This is a genomic window from Streptomyces albicerus (assembly GCF_008905045.1).
In the GTDB taxonomy this organism is placed as follows: Bacteria; Actinomycetota; Actinomycetes; order Streptomycetales; family Streptomycetaceae; genus Streptomyces; species Streptomyces albicerus.
Genome location: NZ_VWMY01000024.1, coordinates 114,936 through 132,736, shown reverse-complemented (window position 1 = coordinate 132,736; position 17,801 = coordinate 114,936). Strand labels below are relative to the sequence as shown.

Here is a 17,801-nt window from a genome sequence, read left to right as displayed (position 1 = left end):
ATCGGCCTGAACGGCCTCGTCCTCAAACGCCGGACGGGCTGAAAATCAGCCCCTCCGGCGTTTGAGGAGCGGAGGTTCGGGGGCAGCGCCCCCTAGAAGACCACCAGCGCCCGCCCGCCCTTGCCCGCCAGCATGTTCTCGAACGCTGACGGGATGCCCTCCAGGGCGATCCGTTCCGTGACGAGGGACCCCAGGTCCAGCCGCCCCGCGCGGACGTGTTCGGCGAGGAGGGGCAGGTCACGAGAGGGGTCGGAGTTGCCGTACACGCAGCCGGACAGCGTACGGCCCCAGTGGAAGATCTCCAGCGCGTTGAAGGTGACCTGCTGGTCCTTGCCGCCGATGCCGACGACCGTCGTGCGGCCGCCACGGCGGGTGGACTCCCAGGCGGCGCGGATCGTGACGGCACGGCCCACGCACTCGACGGCCACGTCGACCCCTTGCTTGCCGGTGAGCCCACGGATCTCGCGGGCCGTGTTCTCGGAGGCGACGACGTACTCCGTCGCTCCGGCCTCGCGTGCCAGCGACTCCTTCTCCGGCGACACGTCGACCGCGACGATCGTCGAGGCGCCCGCGATCCGGGCAGCCTGGAGCGCGGCGAGACCGACCCCACCGACCCCGAACACGGCGACGGTCTCCCCGGACCGGACCTGGGCCGAGTAGTGCACGGCCCCGTACCCGGTGAGCACGGCGCACCCGAGCAGCGCCGCGTCCGTCAGGGGAATCCCGTCCGGCGCGGGCAGCACGCACCCGGCAGCCACGACCGTCTCCTCCGCGAACGCGGCGACGTTCAGCCCGGGATACAGCTCCGCCCCGTCGGAGGAGCGCTGGGCGTACACATTCCCGGCACCGACCAGCGCGTTGGCGCACAACCACACCTCCCCCAGCGAGCAGGCGTGACAACTCCCGCAGGAAGGCGCCCAGTTGAGGACCACGCCGTCCCCGGGTGCGACGTGCGTGACCCCCGGCCCGACGGAGACGACCGTCCCCGCCCCCTCGTGGCCGAGTACGGCGGGCACCGGCACCCGCATGGTGCCGTTGGACAGCGACAGATCGGAGTGACAGACCCCGGCGGCGGCGAGACGCACCCGCACCTGACCGGGACCGGGGTCCGGCAACTCGATCCCGGCGATCTCCAACGGAGCCCCGACGGCGGGCAGGACAGCGGCACGGACCGTGCTGGTCATACGAGCCATGACGTACGACGCTCCTAGAACTGGAGGGACTTGGTCTGGAGGTACTCGGCCAGCCCGTGCGAGCCCAGTTCCCGTCCGACACCCGACTGCTTGTAACCGCCGAAGGGAGCACGGGGGTTGAAGCGTCCGCCGTTGATGTCCACCTGACCGGTGTCCAGGCGTCGCGCGAAGGCGACGGCCTCCCCCTCCTCGCCGGCCCAGACCGCGCCCGCGAGCCCGTACACCGTGCCGTTGGCGATCCGCAGGGCGTCCTCCTCGTCCTCGTAGCGGAGGATCGAGAGGACGGGACCGAAGATCTCCTCCTGCGCGACCGTCATCTCGGGGGTGACGTCGGCGAGGACGGTGGGGCTGACGAAGTACCCCTGTTCGCGCGTGACTTCGGGCCCGCCCGCGACCAGCCGCGCCCCCTCGGCGATCCCCTTCTCGATGTAACCCCGCACGCGCTGCTGCTGCTTGGCGCTGACGACGGGCCCGATGCGCTCGCCGTACTTCGCGGCGGCCTCCGTGGCCAGGGCGACCGCCTCGTCGTACTGCGAGCGATGGACGAGCATGCGGGTCCAGGCACTGCACGTCTGACCGGAGTTGGACATCACGTTGGCCACACCGACGTTCACCGCCCTGGCGAGATCGGCGCTCGGCAGGATGACGTTGGCGGACTTGCCGCCGAGCTCCAGGGCCACCCGCTTGACGGCCGCGCCGGCCGTCGCACCGATCTGCCGGCCGACGGCCGTCGAGCCGGTGAAGGAGACCAGGTCCACGTCGTCGTGGGCGGCCAGCGCCTGGCCCGCGACCGGGCCGAGCCCCGTGACGAGGTTGAAGACACCGGCCGGCAGACCGGCTTCATGGACCGCCTCCGCGAAGAGCTGCGCGGTCAGCGGAGTGTCCTCGGCGGGCTTCAGCACGACCGTGCAGCCGGCCGCGAGGGCCGGGGCGACCTTGGCGACGATCTGGTGCAGCGGATAGTTCCAGGGCGTGATCGCGCCGACCACGCCGACCGGCTCCAGGTAGACGGTCGAGTTGCCGACCTTCTCCTCGAAGGCGTACGAGGCGGCCAGCTCGGCGTACGAACCGGCGACCGCGATCGGCATCCCGACATGCACCGCCTGCGAGAACTTCAGCGGCGAACCGAGCTCGGCCGTGACCGTCTCGGCGATCTCGTCCTTGCGGGCGACGAGGACGTCCCGGAGGGTGGCGATCCGCGCGGCGCGCTCGGCGGGCGGGGTGGCGGCCCAGGCCGGGAAGGCACGGCGCGCGGCCCGTACGGCGGCGTCGACGTCCTCGGCGGTACCCGCCGGAACATGGCCGATGACCTGCTCGTCGGCCGGGTTCACGACGGCGATCGCGTCCGCCCCGGCGGCCGGGCGCCACTCGCCGTCGATGTACATGCCGTCGTGTGCCTTCATGCGTTCCTCCCGGGAGGGGCGTCGTAGTCCGCCACCCAACCTAGTCGTCGTCCGCACCCCAAACTAGCGGTGTTAGTTTTTGGACGCCAGGGGCCCAGGAGGCCCTTCAGAAGTCCGCGCGCGTCGGCTCGTCCAGCCTGGCCACGGACTCCTGGGCGAACTCCTTCTCGTACGCGTCCCGGATCCGCTCGATCACGGGATCGGCCGCTCGCGCCCGACCGGCCGGATACAGCAGGATCAGCTCGTACGACCGCTCGCGCTCGATGGTGCCGTGCGCGTCCCGCCACTGCCCGCGCCCGTCCTGCACGGTGAGCCCGTCCGGGAAGGCCGGGGTGACCGTCCGGTCGACGAAGTCCATGAACTGCCGGTCGGCGACGGCCGGGCCGCCGTCGGGGCGCTCGGTGCCGAAGAAGAGCCGGGTCTCGACATACGCCGCGCCCCGGACGGTCCGGACCGTCTCCCGGGGCTTCTCGTCGGTGAGCGTGGCGTACGCGGCCGGGGCGCCGGCGAACAGCAGGGCGGAGGCCGTCGCGACGGCGAGGCGGGTGCGGGTGATGTCCATGATCATGGACGCATGCCTAACGGGCCTCACTCCTCCAGATCCGGCAGGCGCGCCGGGGTCGGGCAGATCCGTACACCGCGGTGGTCGAAGACGAACAGATGGGCGAGGTCCACGAGGAGCGGGACCTGCATGCCGTGGCGAAGCTCGTGATCGGGTGTCGTACGGACGATGAGATCACCCGGCAACCGGCCCTCGGGAGGCGGCAGTTCGGCCGGGTCCGGCTCGGCGTCCGCGGGGTGCTCCAGGACCACGACGGGTCCGGCGCGCAGCGCGCCCGCCCGGTCCCGCAGACGGTCCAGGACACCGCCCTCCCGACGGCGGCGGCGAGGCCGGCGGGCCGCCGGGCGCGGCGCCTCCAGGTCCGGTACGACGGCGGGCCGCGAGCCGGTGTCGAAGTGGACGAGAACCTCGTGCCCCTGGAACTCCACATGCTCGACGAGCCCGCTGATCGCCACCTCGCCGGGCCTGGCCTCCGCAGGCCGGGCCAGGCGTACGGCCTCTGAGCGCAGCCCGACGATGACCTCGCGGCCTTGCTGTACTCGCAGCAACCGGTGGTCCAGGCACAGAGGTTCGGGCAGGATGAGGGCCTGGCGGCCGAGGCCGATCGACATGGCTCCGTCGAGCGGTGCGAGGACGACCCCGCGCAGCAGGTTGATCCGCGGGGTGCCGATGAAGGCGGCGACGAAGACGTTCTCGGGCAGCGCGTAGACCGTGCGCGGTGTGCCCAGTTGCTGGAGGACGCCGCCGCGCAGGACGGCGACCCGGTCGCCGAGGGACATCGCCTCGGCCTGGTCGTGGGTGACGTACACCGTGGTGACGCCCAAGTCCCTGGTCAGCCGGGCGATTTCGGCCCGCAGATGGTTACGGAGCTTGGCGTCGAGGTTGGCCAGCGGCTCGTCCATGAGAAAGGCGGAGGGGTGCCGGGCGATCGCCCGGCCCATCGCGACGCGCTGGCGTTCGCCGCCCGAGAGCTGGTGGGGGAAACGGTCGAGGAGCTCCTCGATGCCGAGCATCCGGGCCGTGGCCTCCACACGCGGGCGCGGGTCCTCGCCGGGGGTCTCGATGCGTAACGGGAAACCGATGTTTTCGCGGCTGCTCATGCTCGGGTAGAGGGCGAAGTTCTGGAAGACCATCGCCATGTGCCGGTCTGCGGGCGGCAGATGGCCGGCGTCCACGCCGTCCAGTCGTACCTCTCCCTCGGTGGGCTCCTCAAGGCCGGCGATCATCCTCAGCAAGGTCGATTTGCCGCAGCCGGACGGCCCGAGCAGCACCAGGAACTCGCCGGGCGCGATGTCGAGCGACAGCCGCTCCACCACGCGGACGCCGCGCATGTAGGACTTGCTGACCTGGTGCAGGGAGATGGCGCGTGACATGAGACGTGACCCCCGAGGGTGCACAGGGCGCAGTTGCTCCGCGGTCGAACGTCTCGTACCGGTCCGTAAGAGACGTATGGGTCACGGAAGTTAACGGACCGCGCACGCCCGGGGGAAGGCTTGCGACGCGCGAACTCGCGCGCCGGTGCGTCCCGTTCAGCGTTTCTCGTGTTCCGGCGCGGTCGGCGTACGTTCCCGGGGGTCGGCCGGTTCGGACCCGGCACCCGTACGCCCCTGCCGCAGCCCGAGCCCCGAGGCGATCAGCAGCAGCGCGCCGAGCATCACGAACGGCGCGGCCACGCCCGCGACCCCGGCGACCAGGCCTGCGGCGGCGGGCGCGGCGACCTGGCCGAGCCGGTTGCCGGTCAAGCGCAGGGCGAGGGCCGTGGAACGGGCGTCGTCCGGGGCGGCCTGGACGACCGTGGTCATGGACAGCGGCTGGCCGACACCCAGGCAGAAGCCGAGCAGGGCGAGGATCACGGCGAGCGCCCAGACGGGCACGGGCAGCGCGATCCCGGCGCACAGGAGCGCCGCCAGCAGGCAGGTCGTGGTGAGCAGCGCGGCCCGGCCGAGCAGCCGCAGCATGGGCGTCATCACCAGGCGGCATGCGATGGTCGCCGCCGCGCGCAGACTCAGCAGCAGACCGATCACGGACGGCGCGATGCCCCGGTGTTCGCCGACCACCGGCAGGTACGCCGTGAGAATGTCCGTCGCGGACAGCACGGCGAGGCTGATGAAGATGCCCGCGGGTACGCCCCGGGTGCGCAGAATGCGGTGCACGGGCACGCGATCGCCTTGTCCGGTACGGGACTTGGGCGGCGTACGGTGCTCGATGCGCCACAGCGAGACGAACGAGAACGCGGCGACCGCGCCCGCGACCAGCAGGGCGAGCGCGCTGGTGCCGGCCATGTCGGGGCCGCCGATCAGGGCGCCCGCGGCGATCGGTCCGACCAGCTGGCCGAGCGAGGCGCCGATGGTGAAATGGCCGAAGTTGCGGTCCTGGTCGTGCGGTGCGGACTGGCGGGCCACGAGCGACTGGGCGCCGATCACGAAGGAGAGGTGTCCGAGGCCCATCACACCGCTCCAGGCCGCCATCGCGGCAAGGGAGTCGGCCGTACCGCTGAGGGCACAGCCCCCGGCTATGAGGACCACGCCGACCGGGAGCAGCGGGGCGCACCGGCCGTGGTCGGTCCTGCGTCCGAGCGGTACGGCGGCGAACAGCGGCAGCAGCGCGTACACACCCGCGATCACACCGACCGCGCGCTCGTCCGCGCCCAGCGCGAGGGCCCGGTAGGAGACGGCGGGCCGTGCCATCGACACCGCCCCCTGCGCGAAGCTGAAGGCGATGACAAGGCGGAGCAGCCAGCCGCGGTTCCCACCGGGCCTCACAGTGACACCCTCCATCGGATGACGGACGACAGATGACGGACGGCAGATGACAGATTTCAGATAACAGATGACGATACTTGTCAGCTGTCAGCCATCACCCACCCGTCAGATGATGCCGAACAGGATCCCCGCCCCGAGTACCACGAGCGAGGTGAGCGCCGCCCACTTGACCACGAACTTGGTGTGGTCGCCGAACTCGACCTTGGCCATGCCGACCAGGACGTATACGGCCGGGACCAGCGGGCTCGACATGTGCAGCGGCTGGCCGACGAGGGAGGCGCGGGCGATCTCGAGCGGCGAGACCCCGTGCGCGGCTCCGGCCTCGGCGAGGACCGGCAGGACGCCGAAGTAGAAGCCGTCGTTCGACATGAAGTACGTGAGCGGGAGGCTCAGGAAGCCGGTGACGATCGCCATGTGCGGGCCCATGCCCTCGGGGATGCCGTCGACGAGCCACTTCGCCATGGAGTCGACCATGCCGGTGCCCTGCAGGACGCCGGTGAAGACGGCGGCGGCGAAGACCATGCCGGAGACGTTGAGGACGTTTTCGGCGTGGGCGCCGAGGCGGGCCTTCTGATCGGGCATGTGCGGGAAGTTGACGGTGAGCGCGAGCGCGGCGCCGAGGATGAACAGGACCGGGATCGGCAGCCACTCCATGATCATGGCGGTGAGCAGGGTCACCGTGAGCAGCGCGTTGAACCAGTACAGCTTGGGGCGCAGCGTCGGCCGGTTGGGGTCCAGGCCCTGGAGGCGTACGTCGTCCTCGTCCTCGTCGTCGTCCTCGGAGGCGTCGGTGCCGGAGCCCGCGCCACCGGTGGTCTTGGTGGTACGAACCTTCCCGTCGCCCGAGCCGCCGGAGGCGCCTGCGCCGACGAGCACGGTCTCGGTCTCGGGCTCCTCGGCCTCCTGCTTCTCCTTCTTCAGCACGTCCTCGAGGCTGAGCACGCCGAGCCGCTTGCGCTCGCGGCGGCCGAGGACGTACGAGAGGACGAAGACGAAGAGCAGGCCGACGGCGAGCGCCGGGATCATCGGGACGAAGATGTCGCCGGCGTCGAGCTTGAGCGCGGTGGCGGCGCGGGCGGTCGGGCCGCCCCAGGGCAGCGTGTTCATCACGCCGTTGGCGGTGGCGGCGACGCCGGTCATCACGACGAGGCTCATCTTGAGCCGCTTGTAGAGCGGGTACATCGCCGAGACCGTGATCATGAAGGTCGTCGAGCCGTCGCCGTCGAGGGAGACGATCGCGGCGAGCACGGCCGTGCCGACGACGATGCGCAGCGGGTCGGCCTTGCAGAACTTGAGGATGCCTCGGACGATCGGGTCGAAGAGGCCGACGTCGATCATGACGCCGAAGTACACGATGGCGAACATCAGCATCGCGGCGGTGGGCGCGAGGTTGCCCACCCCTTCGATGACGTAGTCGCCGAGATTCGCACCCTTTCCGACGAACACACAGAAGAGTGCCGGGATCAGCACGAGCGCCGCGATCGGCGACATCTTCTTCATCATGATCAGGACCAGGAAGGTCGCGATCATGGTGAAGCCGAGGATGGTCAGCATGAGTGGATACCTAACGTTCGCCCTTGAACTCCCACCAGGGCCGGCGGTTCGAGTGACGTTAGGTCGGCCGCGTAAGGCTTAACAAGGTGTTGACACGCGAGCAATAAGCGCAAAACTCCAGGTCACAGCGTTGTGCCTGTTGGCGCGATTTCGATGGGTACGCCATTCAGCACCGCTGTGCCGGACAGCGGGTCGAGCAGGCTGCCGTCCAGGAGCTGGTTGACGTTGACTCCCGGGTCCTCGGCGGCGTGGTTCAGCCGGGTGCCGGGACGGTCGTGTCCCCAGCCGTGCGGCAGGCTCACGACGCCCCTTCGTACGGTGTCGGTGACCTCGGTGGGGGCGACGACCTCTCCCCCGGCGCCCTTCACGCGCACCGGTGCCCCGTCGGTGATGCCGAGGCGTTCGGCGTCGTCGGGGTGGATGTGCAGGGTGCAGCGGTTGGTGCCGCCGGTGAGGGCGGGGATGTTGTGCATCCAGCTGTTGTTGGAGCGCAGATGGCGGCGGCCGACGAGGACGAGGCCCTCGGGGCGGCGGCGCAGTGCGTCCCTGAGGCGTGGCAGGTCGTCGGCGAGCGGCTGCGGGAGCAGTTCGACGAGTCCGCTGCGGGTCTTGAGGGGCTGCGGGAGGCGCGGCTGGAGCGGTCCGAGGTCGATGCCGTGCGGGCTGTCGAGCAGCTTGTCGAGGTTCAGGCCTTCGCGTCGTACGCCGAATCCGTCGCCGTACGGGCCGAGGCGCAGCATCATGTCGAGGCGTCGCTCGGGGCCGGTCTCGCCGGTGAGCTGTGCGGCGAGTTCTCGGGGGTCGCGGCCGTGCACCGGGGAGTGGGGTTCCTTGACGGCCTTGCCGAGGGTCTGGTCGATGACGAGGGCGTCGACGGCGGAGGGGTCGGCGCCGTGCATGCCGGTCGCGGCGAGGACGAGCCGGGCGAGGATCTCGGTTTCCGCCATGCGGCCCGGTTCCAGGGGGACGGCGGCGCGGGTGTAGCGGACCTGGTTGCGTACGGCGAGGGTGTTGAAGGCGAAGTCGTGGTGGGGGCTCTGGGAGGGCGGGGGCGGCGGCAGGACGACGTGGGCGTGGCGTGAGGTCTCGTTCAGGTACGGGTCGACGCTGACCATGAAGTCGAGCGAGCCGAGGGCCTTGTCGAGGCGGTCGCCGTCGGGCGCGGAGAGGACCGGGTTGGCGGCGACGGCGATGAGGGCGCGGATCGGCTCGCCCTCGGCGGTCGCGGTGTCGATTTCCTCGGCGAGGGCGGCGATGGGCAGTTCGCCCTTGGCCTCGGGGTGGCGGCTCACGCGGCTGTGCCAGCGGCCGAGGGCGAAGCCGCGGCCGGGTCCTGCGGGTCGGGGTGTCTTGTCGGTGGCGGCCTGCGGGAAGAGGGCGCCGCCGGGCCGGTCGAGGTTGCCGGTGAGGATGTTGAGGATGTCGACGAGCCAGCTGGCGAGGGAGCCGTGCGGGACGGTGCAGCTGCCGATGCGGCCGTAGACGGCGGCGGTGGGCGCGGCGGCGAGTTCGCGGGCGAGGGCGCGGATCGTGTCGGCGTCGACGTCGCAGGCCTGGGCGGCGGCTTCGGGTGTGAAGTCCCTTACAGCGTCACGGAGTTCGTCGAGTCCCTGCACCAGTTCGGCGAGCTCGCCGAGGTCGGTGAGCTGCTCCTCGAAGAGGACGTACGCCATGGCCGCGAGTAGCAGCGCGTCGGTGCCGGGGCGGATCGCGACGTGCCGGTCGGCGAGCTTGGCGGTGCGGGTGCGGCGCGGGTCGATGACGGTCAGGGTGCCGCCGCGGGCCTTGATGGCCTTGAGTTTGCCGGGGAAGTCGGGTGCGGTGCACAGGCTGCCGTTGGACTCGAGGGGGTTGGCGCCGATCAGCAGCAGGTGGTCGGTGCGGTCGAGGTCGGGCACGGGGATCGCGTTCGCGTCGCCGTAGAGCAGTCCGCTGGAGACGTGCTTGGGCATCTGGTCGACGGTGGACGCGGTGAAGAGGCTGTGGGTGCCGAGTCCGGCGAGCAGGACGGTCGGGTAGAGGGCGCCGGCCATGGTGTGCACGTTCGGGTTGCCGAGGACGACTCCGACGGTGTGTGGCCCGTGCCGCTCGACGACCGGCCGCAGTCCGGCGGCGACGGCGTCGAAGGCCTCTTCCCAGGTGGCCTCGCGCAGTTCGCCGTCCTTGCGTACCAGCGGCGTGCGCAGCCGGTCGGGGTCACTGTCGGCCGCCCCGAAGGAGGCGCCCTTCGGGCAGATGAATCCCTGGCTGAACACGTCGTCGCGGTCTCCGCGGGCGCTCGTCACCCGGGTGCCCTCGATGGTGAGCGTCAGCCCGCAGGTGGCTTCGCAGAGAGGGCAGATGCGCAGGGCTGTGCGGGAGTCGGTGGTGGTGGACACGGGTCCTCCCGGAGGGATGGCGGCGACGGTGACGCACTGACCCGGCCGAGCATACCGACCGGTATGGACGGTGGGGAGGGGCCGTGGGGGTCACGTCGGAAATTCGCGGGCTGTTCGGCCGTGGATGTCCGCTGCCGTCCGGCCGTGGATGTCCGCGCCGATTTCCGTGTGCCCCCACCCGCTCGGGTGCCGTGCGGATCAGTCGAGCGACCGCGCCAGGTACGCCCGCAGCAGCTCCCGCGTCTCGTCGATGACCCGTGCGTCACCCGACGGGTCGAGGCGGAAGGCGAGTTGGACGAGGGTGTCGGCGGCCTCGACGGCGATGAGGAAGGTGCGGCGCAGGTCTTCGTCGGGTTCGCGGTTCAGAACGGCGGAGAGCATGTCGGTGAGGCGGTCGGCGACGCGGGTGTTGGGTTCGGCGTCGCGGGTGCCGACGGGGATCTGGTTGCCGAAGTCGACGAGGGTGAAGCCGGGCGCGGTGCGCTTCATGGCGAGGTACTCGTCGAGGACGGCGTCCATGGCGGCGCGCCAGCCTCCCCCGGGGGCGGTTTCCTGGAGGCGGCGGGTGACGCGCTCGGTGTAGACGTCGAGGTTGCGTTGGGCGAGCGCGTCGGCCATGGCGCGCTTGTTGCCGAAGAATCGGTAGACGGACCCTATGGGCACGCCGGCGCGCAGGGCGACCGCGCGGGTGCTGAGGGCGTCGTAGCCGACCTCGTCGAGGAGGTCGGCACAGGCGTCGAGGATACGGGTGAGTCGTTCGGCGCTACGGCGTTGTACGGGCGCGCGGCGCAGGGATGTCGCGTGGGGCACGGGCTTCATGATGCCTTTCCGCCGGGGTCCGGTGAACCTTGCCCATCGGTACGAATGTCAGTGCTCTGGCCACTCATTTGTTCGCGTCCAGGCCACTCGTCGCCGACGTCGGCCCGGTTGCCGCGGACGCCGGCGGTGCCGAGCCGGTCGTCGCGGACTCCGTGGACGTCGGCCCGGGCTCGGACACGGTGATGTCCGCCGAGCTGCCGACGGGCTCTCCGTCGACGGCCCACACCGTGTCGTCGTCGGCGTGCAGGCGGACGGTCACTTGGTGGGTGCCGCGCGGGACGAGGCTGCCGGAGATGTGATGGGTCGGGTCGCGGAGTTGGGCGAGGGGGCGGTCGTCCAGGCGGAGGAGGGCGTAGCCGCTGCCGGGTTCGGCCGTCTGCTTCGTACCGGCCGGTGAGAAGCGGAAGTCACTGACGGTCAGCCGGACGTCCCAGCCGTCGTGGTCGTCGGGCTGTATCTCGATCGCGACCTCCGGCGCGTCCTTCTCGTCGATCTCACGGTAGTGCCGCCCTTCCTCGTCCGTGTCCTCCAGCACTTTGCCCACCGGCGACGGCTTCACGCCGTCGCCGTCGTCCTCGTGCGCGTCGTCGGAGCCGCAGCCCGTCGCTCCGACGAGCAGAGCGCCGAACAGGGCACAGACCGCGAGCGCGGTGAGGAGTACGCGCGTCCACGACATGCCGGGGAGATTAGAGCACCCCTCTGACAGTCGGATCCCCCTGGAGTCGGGTTCTTGGGTACTACAGCGGTCTTGGCGCGATCGCGCGGTCTCCCCCGCACGCAGGGGCATCTCCCTCTTGCGCACCGATTCCACGAATCCTACGGTGATACATAGGAATCAGGAACGAGGGAGCGATCATGAGCGGGGACACCCGGAACACCGCCGAGGCACTGCGGAAGACCGCCGAGGCGCTGACGTATCTCTCCGGGTTCGGCAACGAGCACAGTTCGGAGGCGGTGCCGGGCGCGCTCCCGCACGGCCGCAACTCGCCGCAGCGCGCCCCTCTCGGGCTGTACGCGGAGCAGCTGAGCGGTACGGCGTTCACCGAGCCCAGGGCGCACAACCGCCGTTCGTGGCTGTACCGGATCCGCCCGTCGGCCGCGCACCCCGCGTTCGCCCGCACCGACAACGGAGCCCTCCGCACGGCGCCCTTCACGGAGACGGTGCCGGACCCGAACCGGCTGCGCTGGGACCCGATGCCGGAGCCCTCACCGGGCACCGACTTCCTGGCGGGCCTGTGGACCCTCGGCGGTAACGGCGACGCGACGCAGCGCACTGGCATGGCCGTGCATCTGTATCACGCCAACTCCTCGATGGAGCGGGTGTTCAGCGACGCCGACGGCGAGCTGCTGATCGTGCCGGAGCGCGGTGGGCTGCTGCTGCGTACCGAGTTCGGGCTGCTGCATGTGGAGCCGGGACATGTGGCGCTGGTTCCTCGTGGGGTGCGCTTCCGTGTGGAGCTACTGGATACGGCATCGAACGGCGGGCAGAGCCCGACCGCTCGGGGTTATGTGTGCGAGAACTACGGGGCGCCCTTCCGGCTCCCCGACCTCGGTCCGATCGGCGCCAACGGGCTGGCCAACGCCCGTGACTTCCGGGCGCCGGTCGCCGCGTACGAGGACGTCGAAGGCCCGGTGGAGGTGGTGAACAAGTTCTGCGGCAACCTCTGGACGGCGACATACGACCACTCGCCGCTGGATGTCGTCGCCTGGCACGGCAACCATGTGCCGTACGCCTATGATCTGCGCCGTTTCAATGTGATCGGCACCATCAGCTACGACCATCCGGACCCGTCGATCTTCACGGTCCTGACCTCTCCGTCTGACACGCCGGGGCTCGCGGGCGTCGACTTCGTGGTGTTCGCGCCGCGCTGGCTGGTGGGCGAGGACACGTTCCGTCCGCCGTACTTCCACCGGAACGTGATGAGCGAGTACATGGGGCTCATCGAGGGCGCGTACGACGCGAAGACCGCCGGAAAGGGAGGTTTCGTCCCGGGCGGGGGGTCGCTGCACAACATGATGTCGGCGCACGGTCCCGACCGGGAGACGTTCGACCGGGCGAGCGCCGCCGAGCTGCGGCCGCAGAAGGTCGACGACGGGCTGGCCTTCATGTTCGAGACGCGCTGGCCGGTCACCGCCACCGCTCAGGCGGCCCGGGCGGAGCATCTGCAACGCGCGTACGACGACGTGTGGCAGGGCCTCCAGCGCCACTTCCGGCCGGTGGGCCGACCGTGACCGCCCACGAGTGCCCGTTGCACTGAACGCCCGCGACCGGTACGGATACCCTCGTGACCTCCTTCGCCCCGGACTCGATCGTCCTGAACCGCAAGCTGCCGCTCTGGTATCAGGTGTCGCAGTCCCTGCGCGCCTCGATACTCGGGCGAGCGCCGCAGGATCCGCTGCGTCTGCCCACCGAGGAGCAGTTGGCGGGGCACTATGGGGTGAGCGTGCTGACCATGCGACAGGCGCTCAAGGAGTTGGAGGACGAGGGGCTGATCACCCGCCATCGCAGGCGTGGCACGTTCATCGAGCCGGGCGCCACGCGGGGCGCGCCGGTCCGGCTGCTCGGCTCGGTGGACGCGATCGTGGCCCAGCAGTCGGGCATGACCACGGAGCTGCTGGACCACGGCTACGAGCCCGTGTCGGGTGAACTCGCCGAGTACTTCCCGGACTTGGCGGAGGTGGCGACGTACCACCGGCTGCGCGGCGACGAGAAGACCGGCGAGCCGACGAACCACGCGCGCAACTACGTACGGCCCGAACTGGCGGCCCTGATCGACCCCGAAGACCTGGTGCGCTGGCCCATGACCAAGGTGCTGCGCGATGTCGCGGGGGCGCGGATCAGCCAGATCACCGACACCGTCGAGGCGCGGCTCGCGGACCCGGAGACCGCGCGGCTGCTCCAGGTGCCGCTGCTGAGCCCGATCCTGCACTACACGGGCATCGTGCACGGCGAGGACGGCCGGGCGCTCGACGTGGCCCGCATCCAGTACCGCGGCGACCGTTTCTCCTTCACGGTCACCCTCGACGCCCACTGAGCATGCGGGACCAGGTCGCCGCGCCAGGCCCTGGTGAAGTCCGGTGTGGTACCGCGCCCCGTAAGGGGCGCGGGGAACTGCGCGACCAGCCCCACCGGCCCGCGCACGCGGCGGAGCCGCATATCGATACAGCATCACCGCGCTACCAGCGGAGCGCTTGGCCCACGTCGTACGATGCGGTGCGTGACGCACGACGACGCTCCGCTGCTCGCGGACCTCATGCCGTGGTCCGTCGCACCGCCCCGGCTGGGCCGTGGGTGGCCGACGGCTCCCGACGCGGCGTCCCTGAAAGCGCGCTGGGACGCCTTCGTGAAGGCCGAAGGGCCCGACCGCGAGGCGTTGTTCGGCGTCACGCGCGCGCGGACGCTCAGCTCGGCGGTGGGGCAGTTGCCGGGCCAGTCCTCCGGAACGGGCCGGCTGGCCCGCGCGTCGGGCCCTTGCGCGGAGCCGGTACGGGTCCTGCACGGGCCGTTCGACGAGCAGTGGCTGATCCCCGACCACCGGCTGATCGACGCGGCGCGGCCGGAGTTGTGGAGGGTGGCGGACGAGCGGCAGGTGTTCGCGGTCGAGCAGGCGCCCTCGCCCGACGGGCCGGCACTGCTCGTCGCGTCCGTACTCCCAGTGGTCCCGCCCCAGCCGAAGGCCGTCCCCGCCGCCCGTCCCGGCCGCGTCCGCCCGCTGTACCGGCGGCCCGGCGGCCTCGAACCGAACCTGGCGCCCGGCCTCGTGGACCTCCTGGCCAAGCGCCTGGGCCACTCCCCCGCCCCGCTCGACGTCCTCGCCTGGACGGTGGCGGTCGCCCGCCCGGGACCCGACGGATGCGCCGTACCGCTCACGGCCGACCCCGAACTCTGGGCGCACGGCACGGAGTTGGGCCACCGCATGCTGTGGCTGATGCGCCGCGACGGCGAGCGCCCCAAACTCCCCGGCGGCCGCCGCCCCTATGTGCGCGCCCCGTTGCCGTCCCGCCCGCTCGAACTCCGCTACGACCGCGACGAGGAGACCCTCCACCTCGACGAGGGCCGCATCTCGCCCGTACCGCCCGCCGCCTGGGACTTCGAGGTGGGCGGCGTACGCGTACTGGACCAGTGGTTCAGCACCCGAACCACTCAGCCGGAGCCCGGCTCACTGGAGGCGATCCGCCCCACCTCCTGGCCCCAGACCTGGACCTCCGAACTACTGGAGGTCGTCACGGTACTCGCCCTGCTGGCCGAACTACGTCCACAGCAGACGGAGTTGACGGTGACATCACCGATCACCGCGTCCGACCTGCGCGAGGCGGACGTACTCCCGGTACCGGACACAACCCGCAGACCGGCATCGGTGCTGGACCACCACGAAGAAGGCCCGGAGGGCCAGGTCGCGCTGCTCTGAAGGCGGCTCGTAGGCGCGCGGGGCTGCTTCCTTGGGGCGCGGGGAACTGCGCAATCTTTTAGGGGCGCGGGGAACTGCGCGACCAGCCCCCACCGGCCCGCAGCCTCAACACCACCGTTCCCGCGAAGCACTCCCGCGGAGCGCTACCGCGTCGGGTCGAACCCGTCGAGCACCCGCTCCAGAGCCCGCTGAAACACCGCCTCCAAATCAATCGGCCCCGAGTCCTCCATGAACGCCGCAGCCATACGCGGGTACGCGCCGGTGGCGATCTGCGCCCCCAGATAAGCGATCCGCACGGATTGTTCCCGCTCCTCCGACCACGGCAGCGCGCGAGCGCGCTCGGCGGTGGCCAACTCGTTCCCGACGTACGTCGTGACCACGCCGTTGAGCATCGCGACCAGCTCGAACTTCGTGCCGTACGTCCCTTCGAACGAGTCCAGGCAGGCCAGGCAGTGCTCCAGATAGCGCAGGGCGTTGGGGCTGAAGCCGTACACCGGGGACATCAGCGCCGGCAGCCAGGGATGGCGGAGCATGAGGGTGCGGGTCTGGTGGGCGACCCGGAGCATGTCGGCGCGCCAGTCCCCCGACGGCTCCCACAGCTCGTGCTCGGCGCCGACGGCGTCGACCATCAGCTCGTACAGGTCCTCCTTGCGGGGCAAGTAGTTGTAGAGCGACATGGTGCCGCAGCCCAGCTCGGCCGCGACGTGCCGCATCGACACCGCGTCCAGCCCCCGCTCGTCCGCGATCCGCACCGCGGCGGCCGCGATGTCGGCCCGGGTGTACGCGGGCCGGGGGCCGCGTCCCGTGCGCTCGGGTCGGGCCCAGATCACTTCGGGTACGTCGGCACGTCCTGCCATCGGTGTCGCCAGCCCTGCCATCGGTGGATCTTGTCGTCCCCCATCCTAGTTACGTACAGCGTACGTAATGCGCTATGGTCGCCATATGACTACTACGTACGCTGTACTTAGTGAGGGTCTGGAGAAGCGTTTCGGAGAGGTCCGTGCCCTCCAGGGGCTGGACCTCGCGGTGGCCGAGGGCCGTGTCTGCGGAGTGCTCGGCCCCAACGGCGCGGGCAAGACCACGGCCGTGCGGCTGCTCACCACGCTGCTGCGACCCGACGCGGGCTCCGCGCGCGTCGCCGGGCACGATCTCGTACGGGAGCCGGCCGCCGTACGCGGCGCGATCGGCGTCACCGGGCAGTACGCCTCGGTCGACGGAGACCTCACGGGGCGCGAGAACCTGCGGCTGTTCGCGAAGCTGCACCGGATGCGGGGTCCGACGGGCCGGACGCGCGCCGACGAGCTCCTCGACCGCTTCGGGCTGACCGAGGCCGCGGACCGGCCCACCTCCACCTACTCCGGCGGTATGCGGCGCCGCCTCGACCTGGCCGCGAGCCTGGTCACCCGACCCGCGGTGCTGTTCCTCGACGAGCCGACGACCGGCCTCGACCCGCACAGCCGCAACCAGATCTGGGAGACCGTGCGCGCCCTGAAGAGCGAGGGCACGACGGTTCTGCTCACCACGCAGTACCTGGAGGAGGCCGACCAACTGGCCGATGACATCGTGCTGGTGGACCACGGCCGGACAGCCCACACCGGCTCGCCCGCCGAACTCAAGGCGCTCATCGGCTCGTGCGCGGAGGTCGTGGTCGCCCACCCGGACGCGATGTCCGGTGCGGCGGCCGTCCTGGACCAGCTGACCGGCTCCGAACCGGCCTTCGACGAGGAACGGCGCGCGGTCGGCGTCGTCACCACCGACCCGACGCTGACGCTCCCCCGCCTCGTCCGCGAACTCGACGCCGCGGGTGTGCCGTTGCTCGACGCGAGCCTCCGTCCGCCGACCCTCGAGGACGTCTTCCTGCGCCTCACCGACCGCAAGGAGCTTGTGACATGAGTACGTTGGCGTACGACGGCACGGCGATGCTGGGGCGTCAGCTGCGGCGGATCCGGCACAACCCGGGACTGCTGATCCTCACCCAGACCATGCCGATCACGATGCTGCTGTTCTTCGGCTATGTCTTCGGCAGCGCCCTCGCGATGCCCGGCGAGGAGTACCGGGCCTTCCTCGTACCGGGGTTGCTGGTCGCGACGGCGGCCAACGGGATCATGACCGGTATGTTCCAGGCCGCCCAGGACTCGCACCGGGGTGTGACGGACCGCTTCCGTACGCTGCCGATGAGCCGGGCCGCCGTCCCGCTGGGGCAGGCGGCAGCGGACCTCGTCGTCACGGCCGCCGGCACGGTGCCGCTGCTGCTGGTGGGGCTCGCGGTGGGCTGGCGGATCGAGGGCTCCGCACTCGAAGCGGCCGGTGCCGTGGGGCTGTTGCTGCTCTTCCGGTTCGCGACGACGTGGATCGGGATCCTGCTGGGGCTGGCTTCGCGAAGCGAGGAGGCGGCCGGACAGCTCGGCGGCGCGACGTTCATCCTGCCGCTGCTGTCGAACGCGTACATCCCGACGGACAACCTGCCGGGCTGGCTGCGGACGGCGGCCGAGTGGAATCCGATCAGCGCGGTGACCACGGCACTGCGGGACCTGTTCGGGAACGCGCCGGTGCCGGCGGACGGTGCCTGGCCGGTGACACACCCCGTCGCGGGGTCGCTGGCCTGGTGCGCGGTCCTCATCGCGGTGTTCCTGCCGCTCGCCGTCCGCCGGTACGCGCTGGGGGCATCTCCCACGCGTTGAGCAGCGGGGAGGACGGTGAGCGACGGATGAGCGGCAGATG

General features: G+C 71.0%; 15 protein-coding genes. 5 read left to right on the top strand and 10 right to left on the bottom strand.

Annotated elements, in window-relative coordinates:
• Positions 1-92 precede the first annotated feature (92 nt).
• The 9 genes from GAS53_RS22810 to GAS53_RS22770 all read right to left on the bottom strand — a co-directional run bounded on the left by GAS53_RS22810 (position 93) and on the right by GAS53_RS22770 (position 11,347).
• The gene (locus tag GAS53_RS22810; protein WP_404829272.1) at positions 93-1,184 is read right to left on the bottom strand and encodes a Zn-dependent alcohol dehydrogenase; all 1,092 of its coding nucleotides are present in this window, start codon (positions 1,182-1,184) and stop codon (positions 93-95) included.
• Positions 1,185-1,207: 23 nt separating this feature from the next.
• Entirely contained in the window at positions 1,208-2,596 is a 1,389-nt protein-coding gene (locus GAS53_RS22805) for an aldehyde dehydrogenase family protein (protein ID WP_151479523.1), read from the bottom strand.
• A 106-nt stretch (positions 2,597-2,702) separates the two neighbouring features.
• The gene (locus GAS53_RS22800; RefSeq protein WP_151479522.1) at positions 2,703-3,164 is read right to left on the bottom strand and encodes a DUF3574 domain-containing protein; all 462 of its coding nucleotides are present in this window, start codon (positions 3,162-3,164) and stop codon (positions 2,703-2,705) included.
• A gap of 20 nt (positions 3,165-3,184) precedes the next feature.
• Positions 3,185-4,531, bottom strand: a complete 1,347-nt coding sequence (locus tag GAS53_RS22795) for an ABC transporter ATP-binding protein (RefSeq protein WP_151479521.1) — start codon at positions 4,529-4,531, stop codon at positions 3,185-3,187.
• Positions 4,532-4,687: 156 nt separating this feature from the next.
• Positions 4,688-5,920, bottom strand: coding sequence for an MFS transporter (locus tag GAS53_RS22790; RefSeq protein ID WP_151479520.1), 1,233 nt, complete (start codon positions 5,918-5,920; stop codon positions 4,688-4,690).
• Positions 5,921-6,025: 105 nt separating this feature from the next.
• Complete coding sequence (locus GAS53_RS22785; RefSeq protein ID WP_151479519.1) at positions 6,026-7,474, bottom strand: CitMHS family transporter; 1,449 nt, start codon at positions 7,472-7,474, stop codon at positions 6,026-6,028.
• Positions 7,475-7,596: 122 nt separating this feature from the next.
• Positions 7,597-9,852, bottom strand: coding sequence for a molybdopterin oxidoreductase family protein (locus tag GAS53_RS22780; protein ID WP_151479518.1), 2,256 nt, complete (start codon positions 9,850-9,852; stop codon positions 7,597-7,599).
• A gap of 198 nt (positions 9,853-10,050) precedes the next feature.
• Positions 10,051-10,671, bottom strand: coding sequence for a TetR/AcrR family transcriptional regulator (locus GAS53_RS22775; RefSeq protein WP_151479517.1), 621 nt, complete (start codon positions 10,669-10,671; stop codon positions 10,051-10,053).
• 64 nt (positions 10,672-10,735) lie between these two features.
• The gene (locus GAS53_RS22770; protein ID WP_151479516.1) at positions 10,736-11,347 is read right to left on the bottom strand and encodes a hypothetical protein; all 612 of its coding nucleotides are present in this window, start codon (positions 11,345-11,347) and stop codon (positions 10,736-10,738) included.
• Between the two features lie 179 nt (positions 11,348-11,526).
• On the opposite strand from GAS53_RS22770, the gene hmgA reads away from it, so the two are divergent.
• The 3 genes from hmgA to GAS53_RS22755 all read left to right on the top strand — a co-directional run bounded on the left by hmgA (position 11,527) and on the right by GAS53_RS22755 (position 15,080).
• Positions 11,527-12,903: a homogentisate 1,2-dioxygenase gene (hmgA, locus tag GAS53_RS22765; RefSeq protein WP_151479515.1), complete on the top strand. Its 1,377-nt coding sequence runs from the start codon at positions 11,527-11,529 to the stop codon at positions 12,901-12,903.
• A gap of 53 nt (positions 12,904-12,956) precedes the next feature.
• The gene (locus tag GAS53_RS22760) at positions 12,957-13,706 is read left to right on the top strand and encodes a GntR family transcriptional regulator (RefSeq protein WP_151479514.1); all 750 of its coding nucleotides are present in this window, start codon (positions 12,957-12,959) and stop codon (positions 13,704-13,706) included.
• 174 nt (positions 13,707-13,880) lie between these two features.
• Positions 13,881-15,080: a type ISP restriction/modification enzyme gene (locus tag GAS53_RS22755; RefSeq protein ID WP_151479513.1), complete on the top strand. Its 1,200-nt coding sequence runs from the start codon at positions 13,881-13,883 to the stop codon at positions 15,078-15,080.
• A gap of 143 nt (positions 15,081-15,223) precedes the next feature.
• Here the strand turns inward: GAS53_RS22755 and GAS53_RS22750 are convergent, their stop codons facing one another.
• Positions 15,224-15,937 (bottom strand): TetR/AcrR family transcriptional regulator, encoded by a 714-nt coding sequence (locus tag GAS53_RS22750; RefSeq protein WP_151479567.1) that lies wholly within the window; start codon positions 15,935-15,937, stop codon positions 15,224-15,226.
• An 85-nt stretch (positions 15,938-16,022) separates the two neighbouring features.
• Here GAS53_RS22750 and GAS53_RS22745 point away from each other — a divergent pair, with 85 nt between their 5' ends.
• The gene (locus tag GAS53_RS22745; RefSeq protein WP_151479512.1) at positions 16,023-16,973 is read left to right on the top strand and encodes an ATP-binding cassette domain-containing protein; all 951 of its coding nucleotides are present in this window, start codon (positions 16,023-16,025) and stop codon (positions 16,971-16,973) included.
• Positions 16,970-17,761, top strand: a complete 792-nt coding sequence (locus GAS53_RS22740; protein WP_151479511.1) for an ABC transporter permease — start codon at positions 16,970-16,972, stop codon at positions 17,759-17,761. Before GAS53_RS22745 ends, GAS53_RS22740 begins: the two co-directional genes overlap by 4 nt.
• Positions 17,762-17,801: the final 40 nt, after the last annotated feature.

Excerpts from the sequence above, each read along its gene's own strand:
- GAS53_RS22810 (WP_404829272.1), bottom strand. The coding sequence starts at position 1,184 with ATGACCAGCACGGTCCGTGCCGCTGTCCTGCCCGCCGTCGGGGCTCCG.
- GAS53_RS22805 (WP_151479523.1), bottom strand. The coding sequence starts at position 2,596 with ATGAAGGCACACGACGGCATGTACATCGACGGCGAGTGGCGCCCGGCC.
- GAS53_RS22800 (WP_151479522.1), bottom strand. The coding sequence starts at position 3,164 with ATGATCATGGACATCACCCGCACCCGCCTCGCCGTCGCGACGGCCTCC.
- GAS53_RS22795 (WP_151479521.1), bottom strand. The coding sequence starts at position 4,531 with ATGTCACGCGCCATCTCCCTGCACCAGGTCAGCAAGTCCTACATGCGC.
- GAS53_RS22785 (WP_151479519.1), bottom strand. The coding sequence starts at position 7,474 with ATGCTGACCATCCTCGGCTTCACCATGATCGCGACCTTCCTGGTCCTG.
- GAS53_RS22775 (WP_151479517.1), bottom strand. The coding sequence starts at position 10,671 with ATGAAGCCCGTGCCCCACGCGACATCCCTGCGCCGCGCGCCCGTACAA.
- GAS53_RS22770 (WP_151479516.1), bottom strand. The coding sequence starts at position 11,347 with ATGTCGTGGACGCGCGTACTCCTCACCGCGCTCGCGGTCTGTGCCCTG.
- hmgA (WP_151479515.1), top strand. The coding sequence starts at position 11,527 with ATGAGCGGGGACACCCGGAACACCGCCGAGGCACTGCGGAAGACCGCC.
- GAS53_RS22755 (WP_151479513.1), top strand. The coding sequence starts at position 13,881 with ATGCGGTGCGTGACGCACGACGACGCTCCGCTGCTCGCGGACCTCATG.
- GAS53_RS22750 (WP_151479567.1), bottom strand. The coding sequence starts at position 15,937 with ATGGCAGGACGTGCCGACGTACCCGAAGTGATCTGGGCCCGACCCGAG.
- GAS53_RS22745 (WP_151479512.1), top strand. The coding sequence starts at position 16,023 with ATGACTACTACGTACGCTGTACTTAGTGAGGGTCTGGAGAAGCGTTTC.
- GAS53_RS22740 (WP_151479511.1), top strand. The coding sequence starts at position 16,970 with ATGAGTACGTTGGCGTACGACGGCACGGCGATGCTGGGGCGTCAGCTG.